This window comes from Paenibacillus dauci (genome assembly GCF_000971985.1).
GTDB lineage: Bacteria > Bacillota > Bacilli > Paenibacillales > Paenibacillaceae > Saccharibacillus > Saccharibacillus dauci.
Map to the genome: position 1 here is coordinate 773,605 of NZ_LAQQ01000002.1, position 19,486 is coordinate 793,090.

Consider the following 19,486-nt stretch of genomic DNA (forward strand, 5'->3'; position numbering starts at 1 on the left):
ATTCAGACTCATTTTACTGTAATTACCAGTTAAATGGTGGACACGCAAGCAACTATAGAAAGGCTGGATGAATTTGAAAATGTTTTCCTCGAAAATACCTGCACTTGTACTACTGGCTTCGGCTTTTACCGTGTCTGCCCCCTATGCGACAATGGCTTCCGCAGCAGATTGGACTTCCCATTATACATACCAGGCACCGCAATTGGGTGCTTCTTCTACCCATCCCGGATACAGCAAGATTATCGCCAAAGTTTCTCCTTCTGTCGTTGGCATCGTTGGTGTACCTACACCGGAAGCAATCGCAGAAGAAAGTGGCAGCGATGATAGTGGAGACGGAGGTTATGGTCAGGACAAAGAAGGCATTGCTTTTGGTTCTGGCGTTATTATTGCTTCCAACGGGTGGATTGTGACCAATGCCCATGTGATCGACAGCATGGAGGAAGGCGCCAAGGTCATTACGTCCGAGGCTAATGGACAGAGCAAGACCTATCTGGTCAAAGAAATTTACAGTGATACGGTTAGTGATCTGGCACTGATCAAGATTAATGCAACCGGACTCAAAACAGCTTCCTTTGTCTCCGGTAACCAGAAGCCCGAAGTAGGCGAGCAGGTGATTGCGATCGGTACGCCGCTGTCTCTCTCTCTTCGCAACTCGGCTACCTCGGGTATTATTAGTGGTGTAAACCGGGCCGTAGATGCTTCTTACAGTCTGCTCCAGACAGATGCAGCGATCAACCCGGGTAACAGCGGCGGTCCGCTTGTAAATATGGACGGCAAGGTGATCGGCATTAATACGATGAAATACGAAGCACTGGGCGTCGATAATCTGGGCTTTACCATTCCTGCGGATACAGTGGAATATATTATTGACCAATTGTATGAATATGGTGAAGTGCGCCGTGCTTATATCGGAGTACAGCTGCAGGAGAGCGAAGACGCGCTGATCGGTATGCCGACGAATGATGCGATGACCGTTACCAAAGTACAATCCGCAGCTGCCAAAAAAGCAGGCATCAAGGAAGGCGATGTGCTCTACAGCATCAATGGCAAAAGAGTCCACACAACAGTTGAATTAAATGAACTGCTCAAAGCTTATGCTCCCGGCCAGACCGTCAAATTGATGATGCAATCCGGAGGAGACATTGTAAGTCGTACGCTAAAGCTGGCTCAGGCGCAGCCTGAAGATCTGATCGACAGCAGCCAGACAGAAGAGGAAGCATCTCCTGAACAGTAGTAGGCGATTTACCGGAGAGATTATCTACTTTGACTATAGAAATGAGGAAATGGAATGAATAAATGGGTGCGTATCGCTGCCACCGGCCTGCTGGCCTCCATGATTACACTCACTACGGCGTATGCCGGAGTACATACAGCAGCTGCAGCTGAACTGCTGGAACTCAAAATCAAAAAAGGCAGTACTGCCGCTACAATTAACGGGGAAAAAGAAACCATTGTCAAACCCTATGAAGCAGCCGGTGTCACTATGGTGCAGCTGGGGTTATTCTCCCGGGCATTCCGCGCAGATGTACAGCTTCATGAGAATAACATCGTCCAAGTAACCTCGGGCAAACATGTTATCTCCATGAAAATCGGCAGCAAATCGGCAACCGTTAACGGTAAAAAAATTACGCTGGACGCAGCTCCGGTAATGAAATCCAATACGCTGATGGTTCCTCTGCGTTCACTCGTACAGGGTATCGGCGGCAAAATGAAAGTCGTATCCGGCCAGATTATCATTACCCTGCCTGCATCTGCTGCACAGACAGGCGATAGCAGCAGCGCAAGTGAACACGCGGATAAAAAACTGGTAGGTAGCAGCCAGTACCAATGGACAATCAATTATCCGGAAGACCTGGTCTATATGGAAGGTTCGAGCAGCGGCACAGTCAATTTTATGGATAAGAAAAGTACGTATCTGCTGCAGATATCGGTACAACCGGATACAGTGAGTTCTTCGGTGTATGGGCACTCCGATCCTGAAGATCTGCTGGATTATCTGGTTGGATATAATCAAGAATTGGGAGAGACTGTGTTAGATCAGCAGGTCGTGAACAGTCCGGCTGGAGAGTACGCCAGAGTAATCAGTCGCTCCGAAGAAGGTTATTTGTCCGAGAACAGACTGTATTCGGGTAATGGCAATTTGTATTATGTGATGTATGTTGATTCCGAAGCGTACAGCTACAAAGACTTTGATGGAGCAGCAGATCTACTGGATTCGTTCCGGATGTCCTTTGATAGCGGCAATAAAACGACAGAGGATATCGCTTCTACCGAATCTGGTGAAGAGCCGGTAGCCAGCGATAATATGCTGTCCAACGAAGAGTATGGTATCTCGGCGTCCTTGCCATCCAATTGGTCGCTTAGCAGTGATACGCTGGAGGCAGGAACGGCAGATGGGGGCTATACCGGAATCTATGCTTATAGTGCCCCGGCTGGCGCAACAGTTCAGGATTGGGCCAAGCAGATTCAGACCTGGTTTGGCGACAACTTTACACCCGACCACTATCGCTATGTAAGTACAACAGAGCGCCAGATCGGCGATCAGACCGCATTGGTTAATCAGGTACAGTATACGTATGACAGAGATATCTGGTATACCGAATACCAGATTCTGTTCCAGCGTGATGGATACCGATATTACATGGAATACGGTGGGATGGCTGATTCGCCAACCTTGACTTCCGATCTGGAATCTATTCTGGCGACCGTTTCGCTGGATTTTGAGGCGCTGCAGGAGAATTTTGGCAAGCTGCCGGTAGACTATTATTCTGAAGATCGTAGCAAAACAGTGACCCGTACTTCCCAAAATTACGGCTACAGCCTGCAGGTGCCGCGTTACTGGGGAGGGAATAGTAATAACTATGAGTCGACAAGTGTAAGCTTCCAGCATAGCGGCGGTAGTTTCAATATTGCTATCGATTATGCCAGCTCTCTGGAGAAAGCAGTAGCCAAATGGAAAGCCAGTCTTTCCAAAACGGGCTCTGCGACGAACGCCAACGGTCAATTGTCCGAAGGCACGGCAACAACGTTTGCCGGTGTACCAGCCTATACGTTTACAGTATCCTATCCGGATGCTTCAACACCGTATCAGGCGAGCTATACCATCTTTAACAAAGGCAAACGTACCTACATTCTGTCCAGTGAACTCAATACAGCCAATAATACACCGTTCCATCAGGCTGAAATCTCCAAAGTGATGAATTCGTTCCAATGGTTAAGCAAATAAGCTTATTATCTCGAATGAACGATAATGCAAAGCTTATTGGTTCCCTATAATATTCATAATACCGTTCTATCAAAGCTACTTCTGTCTGAATGTCAGAGTGCAGGTTGATAGAACGGTATTTTTTAATATTTCAATAATTTTCATACAAATTTGAATGATACTGTAGATACCCTGCCCCATGTCTGTTACACTGAATTAGAATCATTTTAAATTGAGGTGCAGGAAGTCGGCGAGCAATATTGGCTGATTCAGCACTGTCGTATGTCGAATATCATAACATCAGGATGAATTTTCATCCGCGAATAGAGTATTGCCTGGGCATCAGGCAATCCGGGAGGATAACAATCTACATGAATACAGCATTACGAAGAGAAGACGTGGAGCTTCTGGCGCCGGCAGGCGACTGGGACTGCATGCGGGCGGCGGTAGCTAATGGAGCAGACGCAGTCTTTTTTGGCGTGGAGAAATTTAACGCGCGTGCGCGGGCGAATAATTTCCGTATGGATGAATTGTCGGAGATCATGGCGTTTTTGCATAGCTATGGAGTCAAAGGCTTTTTGACGTTTAATATACTGGTTTTCGAGAACGAACTGGAAGATGCCAAGGAACTGATCGATGCCTGCGTGGATGCAGGTGTGGATGCAGTAATCGTACAGGATCTGGGTCTGGTTAAAATGATCCGCGAGATCTCGCCGGACTTCCCGATTCATGGCTCTACCCAGATGACCATCACTTCACCAGAAGCGGTGGAATTCACCAAGCCGTTTAATATGGAACGTGTCGTATTGGGCCGCGAGAACAACCTCAAGCAGATTCAGAAAATCGGCGAACAGGCTCGTCTGCCGATGGAAGTATTCGTACACGGCGCATTGTGTGTATCGTACTCTGGACAATGCCTGACTTCGGAAATGTGGGGCGGACGCTCTGCCAACCGTGGCGAATGTGCACAGGCCTGCCGTCTGCCGTATGATCTGATCGTCGATGGCGAACAGAAAATTATGGGCGACGTGACTTACCTGCTGTCCCCAAAAGATCTGGCAGCCATTGATATTATGCCGGAGCTGATCGAAGCAGGCGTAACTTCCTTCAAAATCGAAGGTCGCCTGAAAAGCCCAACCTATGTAGCCAATGTAGTTAGCAAATATCGCAAAGCAATTGATCGTTATTTTGAAGGGGACAGCACACCGATCAGCCGCGAAGATATTCGCGAGCTGGAACAAAGCTTTTCCCGTGGATTTACCCATGGCTTCCTCGATGGAACCAACAACAAGAAGCTGGTAGACGGTACTTTCCCGAAAAGCCGCGGCGTATACCTCGGTCGCGTCGAGAAAATTCTGCGTGACGGCGTTGTCTGTCGCCTGGAAGCTCCGGTGAAACGTGGCGATGGTATCGTATTCGATGCTGGAGACCCAACGCAAAAAGAAGAAGGCGGACGGATCTACGATCTGCGTCGTCAGGGTGTCAAGCTCGAAGGCGAAGCGGGAGAAAGCTGGATTGTGGATATCGTACCGGGTCGCAGTGACGTTAACCTCAAAAAAGTACATGTTGGGGATAAGATCTGGAAAACTAACGATCCTGCACTGGATAAGCGCATGAGACAGACCTACGAGACAGACAAGCCGTATCGCGTATTCCCGGTACATGTCAAAGCGATCGGCCATGCCGGCCAGCCTCTGGTCACTTACTGGACCGATGTGCAAAAAGGCGTAACGATCCGTGTGGATTCCGAAATGGAACTGGAAATCGCAGCCAAGCGTCCGATGACTGCTGAACTGCTGGAAGAACAATTTGGTCGTCTGGGCGGTACCATTTTCCAACTGGATGAACTGGAAGTACAGCTGCACGGCGAGATCATTATCCCGATGCGTGAGCTGAACGCGATTCGCCGTCAGGCAGTCGAACAGTTGGAAGGCGAACGTCCGAAGCCGCCGGTCTATATCAAGCGTGATATTGCAACGTACGAAGATATTGCTCCAGCTACAGCGCCAGTTCAGGGAACCGAAGCGATGCTGACTGCACTATGTCGTACGCTGGAACAAGTTGAAGCAGTTGTGAAAACCGATGTAGAGATGATTTATGCGGACTTTGAGTTTATTAAGCAGTTCCCGGCAGCTGTAGCCGCTGTACGCGCGGCCGGCAAAAAGATTGCGCTGGCAACGCCGCGTATTCATATGCCTGGTGAAAATGGCTACCATGCCAACATTCTGCGTCTGCAGCCGGATGCGGTACTGGTGCGTAATACAGGCGCATTGTACTACTATCTAGCACGTCGCCAGAGTCATCCACAGGAGAACCATCCACAGCTGATCGGAGATTTCTCACTGAACATTGCGAACCACAAAGCAGTAAGTCTGTTCCTGGAATCCGGTGTAGATATGGTCACTCCATCCTACGATCTGAATATCCAGCAAATGGTCGATCTGCTGGGACGCAGTCAGACTTCCCAGATGGAAGTGGTTATCCACCAGCATCTGCCGATGTTCCATACCGAGCACTGTGTATATTGTACTTTCCTGAGTGAAGGTACAGACTTCACCAACTGTGGACGTCCATGTGAAGACAGCCGCGTCTCCCTGCAGGACCGGATCGGTATGTCTCATCCGGTACGTGTTGATGAAGGCTGCCGCAATACGGTATATAATGCGATCGAGCAGTCAGGTGCAGAATACCTCAAAGACTTCCTAGAGCTGGGTGTACCTAGCTACCGTGTGGAATTCCTGGAAGAGACGCCGGAGCAGGTTCTGGAAGTTATCGAACTGTACAGCAAAGCGCTGCGCGGCGAGATCAGCGGTACCCAGGTATGGCGCAGTCTCAAAGCAACCAACCAACTGGGCGTTACACGCGGTCAACTGGTGAAATAATCAGACATTGATGTGGATAGATAAGAGCAGTGTACAGTAGATGTATATCTGCGGAAAAGTTATCCGCAAATCATCCACATTATCTACAGGAGGGTGCCATTCATGGCATCCTCTTTTTGGTTTATCCCCAGTATAGTGATGCATTCCATCTTTTTTACGTCATATCATACATTGAATCCACCAATTATCCTCAGCCTATCCACAACGTAACCCAAACCGTACTCAAAAAGTAATAGAGGTAGCATGAGAAGCAAAAGAATAAATGTTCATTTCATCGATGTATCAAAAGACTGTGAATGAATGAAGTAGAGAATTAAGGATCATATTAGACAGTTGTAGAAGAAAATTTATCTTTTTCACAGGTTATCCACATATGTAACTGCTTCCATTTGTAGAAAACAATCTGCTGGGTAAAATCCTGCAGAATTGGGTAAGATATCAGAGTGAGATTGACGAGTTGCCGGCTTACATAGCACTGCCACCAACCCATCAGCGTGCAGGCGGTTAAGCGGCTGTACACTACTTAGGATTCTACAGCAGGAGCAGATTCTGCTGTAGACCCTATCCAATACATTCGAGACGGAGGAAAAAATAATGAAAATACGTAAAGCGATTATTCCTGCTGCAGGACTTGGAACCCGTTTCCTGCCAGCTACCAAAGCCATGCCCAAAGAGATGCTGCCGATTGTAGACAAACCAACGATCCAGTACATTATCGAAGAAGCGGTTGCTTCCGGTATCGAGGATATTATTATTGTTACTGGTAAAGGCAAACGCGCGATCGAAGACCACTTTGACTATTCCTTTGAACTGGAACAGAACTTGGAGGAGAAAGAAAAGTGGAAGTTGCTGGATGCGGTTCGTGAACCATCCGAGATGGCTGACATTCACTATATCCGTCAAAAAGAACCCAAAGGACTGGGACATGCCATCTGGTGTGCCCGCAAGTTTATCGGCAATGAGCCATTTGCTGTACTGCTCGGTGACGATATTGTAGAGTCGGATACTCCTTGTCTCAAGCAGATGATGGATGTATACGAGAAGCATGAGTCCTCTGTAGTAGGGGTGAAAGAAGTACCTTGGGAGCATGTATCCCGCTATGGTCTGGTCGCTGGTGATCAGATGCCTGGTGATGACTCTGGCCGCCTGTACAAAGCAACAGGTCTTGTGGAGAAACCAAAACGTGAAGATGCTCCATCCAACCTGGCGATCATGGGGCGTTATATCCTGACACCGGAAATCTTCGATATTCTGGGTAACCAGGATGTCGGAGCAGGTGGCGAGATTCAGCTGACCGATGCGATTTCCAAACTGGGTCAGCAGCAGGATATTCTGGCTTATCAGTTCGAAGGACTTCGTCATGACGTAGGAGAGAAGAGCGGATTTATCGAGACGACAATTCATTATGCACTCAAGCATCCGGAGCTGCGCGAATCTACCGTTGACTATTTGCGTAAAGTAATGGCAGAGATCGATAAATAAATAACCTTGCCGAATAGTAAGTAAAAGTATATAAAAGGTACACCGTTTTCTGTTGTGGATAGAGAACGGTGTACCTTTTTTTGATATCATAAATTGGTTCATGATTTGAACAGAAGATGTTCTTAGTCGTATAAATTATTCTTGAAATAACATAGGCCAACTTGTCTATAGTAAGGATAATCGGAACTGCCTACCTGTTAGGTATAAATTACTGTATGAATATAGTATAGTGTAGTCTCAAAGTATTGCCGTATAAATGGCTAAAGGAGATCTAATGATGAAAATACGCAAAGCGATTATTCCCGCTGCAGGACTTGGAACCCGTTTCCTGCCAGCCACCAAGGCCATGCCCAAAGAAATGCTACCGATCGTAGACAAGCCTACGATCCAGTATATTATTGAAGAAGCCGTTGCTTCCGGTATCGAGGATATTATTATCGTGACCGGTAAAGGCAAACGCGCGATCGAAGATCATTTTGATTACTCTGTAGAACTGGAACAGAACCTGGAAGAGAAAGAAAAGTGGAAGCTGCTGGATGCCGTTCGTGAATCGTCCGAGATGGCAGATATCCATTACATTCGCCAGAAAGAACCCAAAGGACTGGGACATGCCATCTGGTGTGCCCGCAAGTTTATCGGTGACGAACCATTTGCTGTACTGCTTGGTGATGATATTGTGGAATCCGACGTTCCTTGTCTGAAGCAGATGATGGATGTATATGAACAGCATGAATCTTCTGTTGTAGGGGTAAAAGAAGTTCCTTGGGAGCATGTGTCCCGCTATGGTCTGGTAGCCGGCGACCAGATGCCTGGCGATGAATCGGGCCGTCTCTACAAAGCTACAGGTCTTGTGGAGAAACCAAAGCGTGAAGATGCCCCATCCAATCTGGCGATCATGGGTCGCTATATTCTTACTCCGGAAATCTTCGATATTCTGGGCAAGCAGGATGCTGGAGCAGGTGGTGAGATCCAGCTGACCGATGCGATTTCCAAGCTCGGTGAGCAGCAGGATATTTTGGCGTACCAGTTCGAAGGACTTCGTCACGACGTAGGAGAGAAGAGCGGATTTATCCAGACAACGATTCACTATGCGCTCAAGCATCCGGAACTGCGGGAAGACACTATTGAATATCTGCGTAAAGTAATAAATGAGATTGATCACCCTACTGCATAAGCAAAGCATAGGTTCTGTATGGCGATAATCACTTCAAACAGGATAGACAATAGATGAGTGATGAGCGGCATGATCGAAGAGTAGAGTATTGTAAAATCACACGCCATCTGATTAAAAAGTAAAAGAGGCTTCTCCCGTATAGGAGAAGCCTCTTTCTTTTGATTAGCTTGCATTTGGTGATGTTTGGGATTAATAAGTCACTTTTGCCAGCTGATCAATTTGTTCTTTTTCTTTGGCATCAATAGCAATCAGTTTGTCATAGACAGCCTGATCTTTTTGTCCTTCTTTTTGCAGAGTAGCCAGATAGTAACGTGCTACCTGCTTGTTCGTCTCATCGCTCAGATCATCTTTCAATCCGCGCTTCAATGTTGCTGCTGCATCGGCATTTTTACCTTGCATCAACTGAATTTGACCGATGCTCAGAGCAATCTTCGGAGTGACATCGAACTCACGACCTTGCAGCTGACCTTCCGGCAAAGTGGTCAGGTACTGCATACCATCAAGCACTTGCTGGTAAATCGTGAGACCTGCCTGGAAGTATTTATCCTCAGCAGCCTTATCTTTTTTCTCATGAGCCTGGTTGCCCAGAATATAAGCCTGAGAAATAACACCTTCATACCAGGAAATATCCCATTTGTATTTCGGAATATTATCAACCATCAAATTGAATGCCTGGTCGGTATCCCCATGTACCTGATAAAGAGTAACCAGCTGCTTCAGGATGTCCTTGTTAAATGGCTCTTTTTCATGAGTTTTGGTTAACAGAGCCAGATCTTCGTTGTAGAATTTGTCATCTTTGGTCTGCTGGTAACCCTGTACAAGCAGGGAGCTCAAGAAGACGGATGCATCCGGGAACGTGCTACGGATTGACAATGCATCATCCAGAGGCTTACGCAGTCCTTCATACGTAGCTTGTGGAGTATTTGCCATAGAAGTTACTTCTATTACATCGGCAGAAGCTTCCTTGAAGCGAAGGGCCGTAAATGCGACCAGAATAACAGCCAGACCCATCAATGAAACATAAATACCACGAATCGCTCCAGTACCCAGCTTGAGTCGTTTGAGCGGCTGTGCATCCATCGCAGCAGCCATACCACCAAGACCCAGGAATACCAGAATGCTCATATAAACATAACTCAAGTTAAAGTCGAGCAGACTGTGCATCAGAATGGATACGACGAGTATAAAGTAAAGGAAATGCGATTCCTTTTTCTCGCGATCCGATTTGATATAACCGCGAATATATTTGTAGAAAATAAATCCAACAAACAAAATAAAAACAATGAATCCGATAATCCCGACTTCGACCAGATATTGCACGAAGAAGTTATGCGCCTGACGGCTGACATACGGGTTATTCTGGTACGCTTCAAAAGCCGCACCCCATGCACCGCCACCACCGCCGAAGAACGGGTAGTCACGCAGCAGCTTCATGGCATCGCGATAAAACGTAAAACGTTCCAGTACACTACTTTGCTGGAAGTTGATGTTCTCAAAACGAACGCGGATATTTTCCGGCAGCAGATTGCGCAGATTCGTAGCAATCAGCAGAATCAGAATAATTGCGCCGACTACGGCCGAGCCGATCGGCAGCCAAATGCTGGAGAAACGTTTGGCGGTCCAGCCTTCTACGCCATGTTCCAGTTTTGGAGCAATAAAGCGTCCGATAACTACAGCGATCAATCCTACGATCAGCGATGTAATCAGTAGGTAAGCCCAGCCTTTGGCAGCTACGCCGCCATCATACTGGTTGATGACCTGCAGACCGATAGTCGTTACCGGATTCAGAATCACGGCAGAAGCGATACCGGCGATTACGATATAAATGATCCAGAGAATTTGTTGGGCAGGACGCAGCATCAGCAGCAGGACGAGCAGTACGAATGGCAGTACTACAAGACCACCGCGTGACAGCGTCAGGATCAGGGACAAAATGATCGGTACCAGCATAAATCCGTGGATAAAGTGGTCATACGATCTTTTTAGACGGCTTACATTAAATAGTCCTGCGAACAGGATCGCCATCAGGAAAGCAGCATATGTATTCGCATACTGGAATACAGAAGTCAGACGCCAACCGTTGGAATCCTTCATAACTGCGTCAACATACACACCGTTGCTTACCGCTATCGAGAACCACGATACCAGATGTCCACCCAGAACTCCCTGACCGAACCAGTTGAGGAATCCAAAAAGGATAATCAGATAAGCGGAACCCATGATGGTAATTTGAATAATTTTGTTGGACAACCGGTCACGCAGCATGTACACACCAATCACGAAAATAAATGCATACATCCATTGTATTAGCACCATATTTACGGCATAATGCCAAGAGGCGGCCGAAAACATGGAGATCATATACGAGATGGGCAGCAGAATAATGAGCAGTGCCACCATATCTCTCTGATCTTCCAGTTTGATTTTTTTGTGGAATTGAATCAATCCCAGAATCAACAGGACACCGGCAGCCATGACTGCCCAGAAAATCGGTTGCTCAAAACTTACGCCGAGACCATTAAACAATGCAATTTGAAATGGGGTCCATAACAGGAACAAAATAAGACAGATGTTAACGACCCAGAACATGCTACTGCGTTTGTCGTCCTCAGTGGACGCTTTAAACTGTTTGCCGTATACTGGATTAGCCAATGTTTTAAACTCCTTTTATCATCTACTTTGAGAAACTTTTCTAATGAATTTTATCATACGTTAAGATGTACATCTAGTTTTAGTAGTAGAAGAGTTCTGGGAATTCAATAAGATGCAATAAAGAACAGTTATACTTGTCTATGCCAACGAGTTGATCCTTTGAAAGAACAATTAGACAACTTTCCAAATAAGCGCATAAAATTTAAACATTTATGCCTATTTATTTTGTGGAAGCTCTGTCGTTCTGTGCTTGCATGGCTATTATAGTTAGTGATATCATTGGGTTAGTTTTGCTTGCTTTTACATAAATACTATGCATTCTTCAATAGAAAAGATTTGTTTTAGTATTTTGAATCGTCTCAGGAGGCCTTATTACAATTATGGATTATACAGGTGAACGATTTATACCCAATAACGACGGCTTGGAAATAGAAGCTGAGCATATGCACCGTTATAGCAGTATAGCGGAGAGCCTAAAAGGCATGCGCGTATTAGATGCGGGATGCGGAACAGGATATGGCTCATTTCTAATATCACAATTTGCAAAAAAAGTAGTCGGTATAGATATTTCACAAGAAGCAGTTGACTGGTGCAATAAGAATTATGCCTCGCAAAAAAATCTTGAATTTATTCAGGGTTCTTTGGAAGCTATTCCTTTTGATAGAGAAGAGTTTGATTGTGTAGTCAGCTTTGAGGTTATCGAGCATGTAGACCCAAGTATTCAGCGAACTTTTCTGGGAGAAGCAAGAAGAGTACTGAAAAAGAATGGTGTTTTAATTATTTCCACACCCAATAAACTTGTTTATACAGATAAAAGTGGATACCATAATCCATTTCATATTCACGAATTTTATGAAGATGAATTCAAACAATTTTTAAATCAGGAATTCCTGGTTACGAAATTTTATAATCAATCGCTCTATACGGTTTCCAGTATTTATGAAGATCAGCATACTACTGCTGGTGTAAAAATGTTCCAGCATTCGTCACTGGATTCAGCAGGAAAGTATATGATTGCACTATGCTCCAATACTAATAAAGTTATTCCAACAATAAAGTTAGACTCGGTATACAAGTTTGATAATCCAGGCGGGATTCATTTTTCCAGTCTTTACGTAGGCACTGATAACAAAGAATACTCGCAAGCACAAAAAGAAACCGGTGTGCTTCTAAATCAGGAAGACAACAGGTTTTCGATTACTTTTGATTTGTCTGCTTATGAGCACATTTCCAAATTCAGGTTTGATCCTGTTGAAGATAATTTTTGTATTTGCAGTATCGAGGAAGTATTGACTGATGGAACAGTGGAATCGACTTCTCCATTAAACGCATTGAATTATCATAAGCAGGGTTTTTTATTTATGAATATTGATCCCCAATTTGAGATTGATGGAGACTTTGCTAATGCTTCCTATATTACAATTAAAGGTTACTTTAAAATCTTGAGTCAGTCAGAAATCAGCGAGTTTGTTGATTATTTTTATAAAAAAATGATAGAGGCAACAGAAAAAGCCTAAAATTTAATGTACAAAACGTACAATGCTTTTAAAATACAACATGATTAAAACTTATTTAATATCCTGCCCTAGTATACATTTTTATATACTAAGGCAGGATTTTAAATTGATATCCGGTATATTTGTTTAAATTAATATAATCATTATTTGGTGGTGTCTAGATGCAAGTAAGTATAATAATCGCAGTATATAATCGTGCTGCACTCTTACCCGATTTATTAAGGCAGTGGGAAAAAGTTGATAAAAATACTAAGTATAAATATGAGCTTATATTTAGCGATGACGAATCAAGCGATAATTCAGTCGATATACTTAAAGCACACACTGGACTCCCGATGCGAGTGTTGGAAAACAAGCATGGGGGGGCTTCGCGTGCTAGAAATCATGCGTATCAGTATGCGCAGGGTGAAATAGTTATCTTTACAGGTGATGATATTTTTCCTACCCTAGATTTTGTGAATGAACATTACGAAGCCTATCTGAAACATGGAAGTGACTTTGCTTCTTTGGGATGTATCGAATGGCGTGAAGGAATCGAAATGAATCATTTAATGAAGCATATTACAGACATTGGCTGTGAACAATTTGGATTTGTTGGAATGCGCCCATTTGAGATTGTAGATTTCCGACATTTTTACACTTCCAATATTAGTGTGGCCCGTGAGAAGCTGGAAGAACTTGATGGTTTGTTTAGTTTGGAGTTCAAGAAATATGGATTTGAAGATATCGACCTAGGCTATCGTTTATACAAAAATGGTTTGCAGATCATTTACAATCCCAATGCACTGGCATATCACGATCATGTCTATAATAGTGTGATGAAATTCTGCAATCGGCAATTATCTGCTGGTGAAGAATTAAATACGTTCAAAAAATTACATCCAGATCTCAGCTATGATGAGATCAAAGTTAATATTGATGAATTTCATGACAGATATTTAGATTATACAAATGCCAATCATTATTTTGATATTACGGCAGATGTAGGCCGAATGCTTATCTATCTCATGATTCAAGGCACAAAAATAATCGAAAAAATTCTAAAAAATAGATCCTCTTCCTTTTTGAAAAAAGTATGTTCCAAGTTCTATTCCATCATATTCAGTTACTATATGTATTTGGGATTGGCTTTAGGATCTGATGTTCAAAATCATGCATCAATCAAACAGGCTAAACGATTTACTTTCAATTATTTGTTTTTTGGAAAAGCACAAATTTTTTATGATCGTAAAAACAAATTTAATGAACAGAACAGTATAGTATTTCGAACAGCTGGTGCTAAAATTATTGATTTGAAAGTGGATATTCCTCAAGTTGAACTTGGAAAGATTCGTCTTGATGCGCTGGACAGCTTTTGTAAAATAAAAATTTTGAAAGCAGTTGCTGTTAAAAGCAACGGAGATAAGGAACCTATTCATTTTGAATATACAAATGCAACTCGAAAAAGAGACAGCCATTATAATTTCTCCGATCAAATAGATCCTGTAATTATCAGTGAGATTTTGCCTGGTGCTACAAAATCGGTTGAGATAAAATACCAAATAAATTATCTGCTAGGAAAAAGAATACTCATAAAATTAAAACAAGGCATAGTATTGTTCAAAAAAGTCATAAAAAAATTAATGAATCGCCGTGCAACCATAATAAATCAGGATCCAATTATAATCGAAAAAAGCGAGCAGAAAAGAAAAATATGGATTAAGGTACAGTTTTCCGATTCTTCAGCGATTGCACCCTTGGTCGCTATGTATCAACAAACGATAGCTGCTTTGCCAGATGTACGTGTTGAACAATCTCCATGCCCTTCAAAGGACTATCAGGAATATGTGTATGCCATTGAACATCTTGATGGAGCATTAGATAAAAGTCAATTGTTAAATGTTGTTTTATGTTTGCTGGAATACAATTATGACTTTGTTTTGTTATCAAATGGATTAAGTGAATTCCCACTGATTCATGCAAAATCATTAAAGAATGCACTCTTATTATCTTCTTCATACTCGTATGAGTCTCTAGTAAGCGGAGAAGTGGAAATGACGGGTAAACTGATTCGCTTGCCTGGTAGGGAGACGTTAAATGATACTGTGGACTTATCTGCTGATATTCGATCTGTGACCTGTACGAATAATAGCTTATTGTTTGTTAAAAACAAGAAAACTCTTACAGTCAACAATCAGCTTCAACTGAAACCTATTGTCAACCCCAAACCTATCATTTTTGTGCTGCCTATATTTATGGCAGTAGGGGGAGTAGAACGAAATACAATTGAAGTTATGGAGCGGTTGAAGCAGGAGTACGATTTTGTTGTTATTACTTTTGAACGTCATCGTAAAGAACAGGGAAGTTTATTTTATCAGGTAGCACGCTTGGGTAGTGACTATTACGACCTTGCGGAAATTTCAGAGTTTGACAATTATTTATATTTGCTAGAAAACTTAAAAGCAATGTATAAACCTTCTCTTGTCTGGATGTGTAACAGCTCTCCATGGACAATGGATAACAATACATCATTGCGTAAAATATTTAATGATATTCCTATTGTAATGCAGGATGTATATGATTATAAATATGGGTGGATTGAGTATTACGATCAACCTGCTATTCATGCTTATGACCGATTTATTGCAATCAATAAAAAAATTGAAGAAAAATTTATTGGTACGTATGGAATCTCTGCTGCAGACATTGACCTAGTTTATCCGGCGGCTGATACAGACAAGGTCAAGGTTATGAACGAGCAATCCTATTTAAAAGAAGCCGTTTTACAAAAGTTTGATCTTGATCCGAGCCGTAGACATTTTGCTTTTATTGGTCGCTTTACAGAGCAGAAGCAACCATTAAAAATGTTGAAGCTGGCCAAATACATTGTCAGAAAGTATGATGATATCGATTTTGTCATGGTAGGCGATGGTGAGCTTTCTGCAGAAGTAGAACAGTTTATTGTAGATCATCAACTAGGTAACAGGGTTCATCGTATCAAATATATTGCAAATGTATTCCAGTTTGTTAAATCTATAGATGCGTTATTTATTGCTTCTATTTATGAAGGGTTACCAATCGTTACAATTGAAGCAATGTGCGTTGGAACGCCTATATTTGCAACAGACGTTGGAGATATTGCTCTTTTTGTAGAAGAACAACAATCAGGATTGATCTCAAGACAGGACGATTTGGAAAGCCTGCAAAAAGCAGTCGATATGTTTCATTCGAATCTTGAATCCTATAAACAAAATTCGTTGGCGCATACTGAGGAAAATATTGAATTCTTCTCATCCGCGAGAGCAGCACAGCTTATGCGGGATTCATTTCATAAAGCTCTGGAAAAGTATCGTTAACATGCAGTTATTAAAGGAGAGTTTGTATTGAATATGATTCGTGATATTTGGGGCTCTAGACATCTTTTAATGAATATGTCTAAAAGTGACTTCAAAAGCAGATACTCAGGTTCCTATTTTGGTGTTGTTTGGGCAATTATACAGCCATTGATGACTATCTTGATTTTCTGGTTTGTTTTTCAGATTGGATTTCGAGCAAAGCCTGTTTCCGATGTTCCTTTCATTTTGTGGTTATGTGCAGCAATTATACCTTGGAACTTTTTCACCGATGCGATTATCAATGCAACAGGAGCGTTTACCAATTATTCCTTCGTTGTTAAAAAACTTGTTTTTAAAATAGCTTTACTCCCTCTGGTTAAAGTTATGGCTTCATTCTTTTTGAATATTGCTTTTAATGTACTGCTGATTTTAATCTACAGTATGTATGGGGATTTCCCGGGCATTCATCTGCTTAGTATTTTATACTTTAATATTTGTCTCGCAGCTCTGATCACGGCGCTATCTTACTTTTTATCTACATTGAATGTTTTTTTCAGAGATACTACTCAGATTGTAGGTATTTTCCTGCAATTTGGAATATGGTTGACACCAATTATGTGGCAAGAGTCTGTTATTCCTGAAAGCTTCCGTTGGATTGTAAAATTGAATCCTATTTATTACATTATTAATGGTTATCGGGATGCTTTAATTAATCGGGTATGGTTTTTTGAACATCCACTGCAGACGCTCTACTTTTGGGGTGTAACGGTAGTTATAGGTATCATATCCTTTTTATTTTACAAAAGAATGAAGTCCCATTTCGCAGATGTTTTATAAGTGAATCCATTAAGCGTAGTATATGGAGCAGGAGGTTTTGATCTTGGAAGAATGTCTTATTGATATCCAGGATGTTACTAAAATATATAAATTATATAAACAACCCATGGATCGTGTTAAAGAAGTTTTAAGTGTAACTCAAAAAAAATATCACAAAAATTTCTATGCAGTTGATAACGTTTCTCTTAGTGTAAAAAGAGGAGAAACTGTAGGGATTATTGGAAAAAATGGTTCTGGCAAATCAACTTTGCTCAAAATGATTGCTGGTGTATTGTCACCTTCCGTAGGCAAAGTTGAAGTGAAAGGAAATGTTTCTGCTTTACTTGAGTTGGGTGCTGGATTTAATGGTGATCTTTCTGGTCTCGAGAACATTTATCTTAATGGTACTCTTCTGGGATATAGTAAAGAGTATGTAGACAAGAGTATCAAAGCAATTCTTGAATTTGCAGATATCGGAGATTTTATTTATCAGCCTGTTAAAACATATTCCAGTGGTATGTTTGTAAGACTTGCTTTTGCTATAGCTATCAATATTAATCCGGAAATCTTAATTGTTGATGAAGCATTGAGTGTGGGAGATATGCGTTTTCAACAGAAATGCTATCGGAAAATCAGAGAAGTAAAAAAGACAGGTACTGTTTTGTTTGTCAGTCATGATACTGGCGCACTTGCAAGCTTTTGTGATCGGATTATCTGGATGGACGAAGGTAAAATTTTTAAAGAAGGACGTCCTGATAAAATTCTCGATGAATATCAAGCATTCATGAGCTATGATATCAAGGAGATGCAATCGGTCACAACTTATAGTAATGCAGCTGAAGGGCAAGAAGAGGAAACGCATGATGTTTTATCGGGTCTTACTAGAGCCAAAGCATTCGGTAATGGAGATGGCAGTTTTGAGATGGTAAGATTGATACATTCGGATACCGGTAAAGAATCTACTGTAGTAGCAGGTGGAGATGCCATATCTATCGATTTTAAAATTAGAATTAATAAAACGGTCGAGATGCCCATTTTCGGTTTTACACTCAAAGATGCATTGGGAAATGCAGTTATAGTATCTAACACTCATTTTGAAAAAATTGAACTTACACCTTTATTAGAGGGCAAAACTTACCATTATCAGTTTCAGATGACTTTTCCTGACTTGAGAAGTGGAAAGTATTCATTGGATATTGCTTTGGCTACCGGTACATACCAGGCGCATGAGCAGATACAATGGATTAATGATGCATTAGTTATTGTTGTAAAGGATCCAAAGCCATATCAGGAAGGCCGTGGATATATAGTTCCCAAGGACATAAAATTTAGTTCAATTCAATAAAAGGAGTTTAAAATACTATGTTTTTCAAAAAAAAAACTGCTATTGAACAGCATGAGAAAATCTCGGTCGTTATTCCACTATACAATCATGAAAAGTATATCGAAGAAGCTATTGAGAGTGTATTAAAGCAAACTTATGCCAATCTGGAACTAATTATCATTGATGATGGCTCCAAAGATAACTCAGTACAGGTTGCACGTAAATTCAATGATCCGAGAATAACTATTATCACTCAGGAAAATAGAGGAGCCCACAATACAATTAATCGTGGATTGGATATGGCTTCTGGTCAATATTTGACTGTTCTTAATTCGGATGATTGCTATGAAAAAGAACGGTTGGAGAAATGTATTCAATTTCTCAGAACTAATCAGGATGTTCATTTGGTGTGTTCCTATATCAAAGTTATTGATGAGAAAAGCAAAAAATTAGGCATTAAACAAGGTTGGAAAAACATGGAACCTTGGGCGGTTCCAAATCGAAATCTGTCTTTTGCTGCTACCAATGATTTTCTCAAAAATTTGCTGATGTCCAATTTCATTTCTACAACCAGTAATATGGTTTTCACCAAAAAGTTATATGAATCTATTGGGGGAATGCGTAATTTACGCTTTGCCCATGATTGGGATTTTGCATTGCGGGCAGCAGAATACGGAAAGTGTGCAATAATTGAAGAAGCACTTATGGGTTACCGGATTCATGGTACTAATACAATTAGTACCAATAGAAAACATATGCTATTTGAAATTTGTTGGATTTATGCTGCACATTTGGATCGTTTTGAAGGTGAAAATATTTTTAGCGGTAATGCGATTGAAGATTTACAAGAGATGGCTGAATCTATTAATCTGCAAAATAATGACAAGTTACTTTGGCTTTTGCGCTCTTATTTGAATGGAGCCAGAAAAAAAGGTGAATTGGAGCCGGAATTGCAGTTTTTGGACAATCAGGAGTTGCGCGAATCTCTCTTTAAATACATTAACGAATAAAAGTGAAAAAGTAATGTAAAGTAAAATATTTTAGTATATGCAGCCCTTTATTATTCAATGTCGAAGACAGGTACATGGTACGATTAATCGTGTGCAGGCCAAGTTATTGA

Annotated in this window: 11 protein-coding genes; 10 read left to right on the forward strand and 1 reads right to left on the reverse strand. The window is 42.0% G+C overall.

The annotated features are described in order from the left end of the window. Positions 1-79 precede the first annotated feature (79 nt). The 5 genes from WH46_RS17715 (at position 80) to galU (WH46_RS17735) (ending at position 8,743) form a co-directional block, all read left to right on the forward strand. Entirely contained in the window at positions 80-1,234 is a 1,155-nt protein-coding gene (locus tag WH46_RS17715) for a S1C family serine protease (protein WP_046227705.1), read from the forward strand. 54 nt (positions 1,235-1,288) lie between these two features. Beyond that, positions 1,289-3,226 carry a stalk domain-containing protein gene (locus WH46_RS17720; RefSeq protein WP_046227706.1) on the forward strand — a complete coding sequence of 646 codons (1,938 nt, stop codon included), beginning with the start codon at positions 1,289-1,291 and terminating at the stop codon, positions 3,224-3,226. Between the two features lie 350 nt (positions 3,227-3,576). Continuing rightward, positions 3,577-6,087 carry a U32 family peptidase gene (locus tag WH46_RS17725; RefSeq protein WP_046227707.1) on the forward strand — a complete coding sequence of 837 codons (2,511 nt, stop codon included), beginning with the start codon at positions 3,577-3,579 and terminating at the stop codon, positions 6,085-6,087. A 594-nt stretch (positions 6,088-6,681) separates the two neighbouring features. Beyond that, entirely contained in the window at positions 6,682-7,569 is an 888-nt protein-coding gene (gene galU, locus WH46_RS17730; protein WP_046227708.1) for a UTP--glucose-1-phosphate uridylyltransferase GalU, read from the forward strand. A gap of 277 nt (positions 7,570-7,846) precedes the next feature. Beyond that, a complete protein-coding gene (galU, locus tag WH46_RS17735; RefSeq protein ID WP_017815609.1) occupies positions 7,847-8,743 on the forward strand; it encodes a UTP--glucose-1-phosphate uridylyltransferase GalU in 897 nt (298 codons plus the stop codon). A 189-nt stretch (positions 8,744-8,932) separates the two neighbouring features. Here galU (WH46_RS17735) and WH46_RS17740 read toward each other — a convergent pair whose 3' ends face one another. Beyond that, a complete protein-coding gene (locus WH46_RS17740) occupies positions 8,933-11,395 on the reverse strand; it encodes an O-antigen ligase family protein (protein ID WP_046227709.1) in 2,463 nt (820 codons plus the stop codon). A 380-nt stretch (positions 11,396-11,775) separates the two neighbouring features. On the opposite strand from WH46_RS17740, the gene WH46_RS23510 reads away from it, so the two are divergent. The 5 genes from WH46_RS23510 to WH46_RS17765 all read left to right on the forward strand — a co-directional run bounded on the left by WH46_RS23510 (position 11,776) and on the right by WH46_RS17765 (position 19,376). After that, positions 11,776-12,912, forward strand: coding sequence for a class I SAM-dependent methyltransferase (locus WH46_RS23510; protein WP_052714284.1), 1,137 nt, complete (start codon positions 11,776-11,778; stop codon positions 12,910-12,912). Between the two features lie 161 nt (positions 12,913-13,073). Then, a complete protein-coding gene (locus tag WH46_RS17750; protein ID WP_046227710.1) occupies positions 13,074-16,247 on the forward strand; it encodes a glycosyltransferase in 3,174 nt (1,057 codons plus the stop codon). A 33-nt stretch (positions 16,248-16,280) separates the two neighbouring features. Continuing rightward, positions 16,281-17,063: an ABC transporter permease gene (locus WH46_RS17755; RefSeq protein WP_036630733.1), complete on the forward strand. Its 783-nt coding sequence runs from the start codon at positions 16,281-16,283 to the stop codon at positions 17,061-17,063. A 43-nt stretch (positions 17,064-17,106) separates the two neighbouring features. Further along, positions 17,107-18,387 carry an ABC transporter ATP-binding protein gene (locus tag WH46_RS17760; RefSeq protein ID WP_017815614.1) on the forward strand — a complete coding sequence of 427 codons (1,281 nt, stop codon included), beginning with the start codon at positions 17,107-17,109 and terminating at the stop codon, positions 18,385-18,387. 17 nt (positions 18,388-18,404) lie between these two features. Next, positions 18,405-19,376, forward strand: a complete 972-nt coding sequence (locus WH46_RS17765) for a glycosyltransferase (protein WP_046227712.1) — start codon at positions 18,405-18,407, stop codon at positions 19,374-19,376. Positions 19,377-19,486 lie beyond the last annotated feature (110 nt).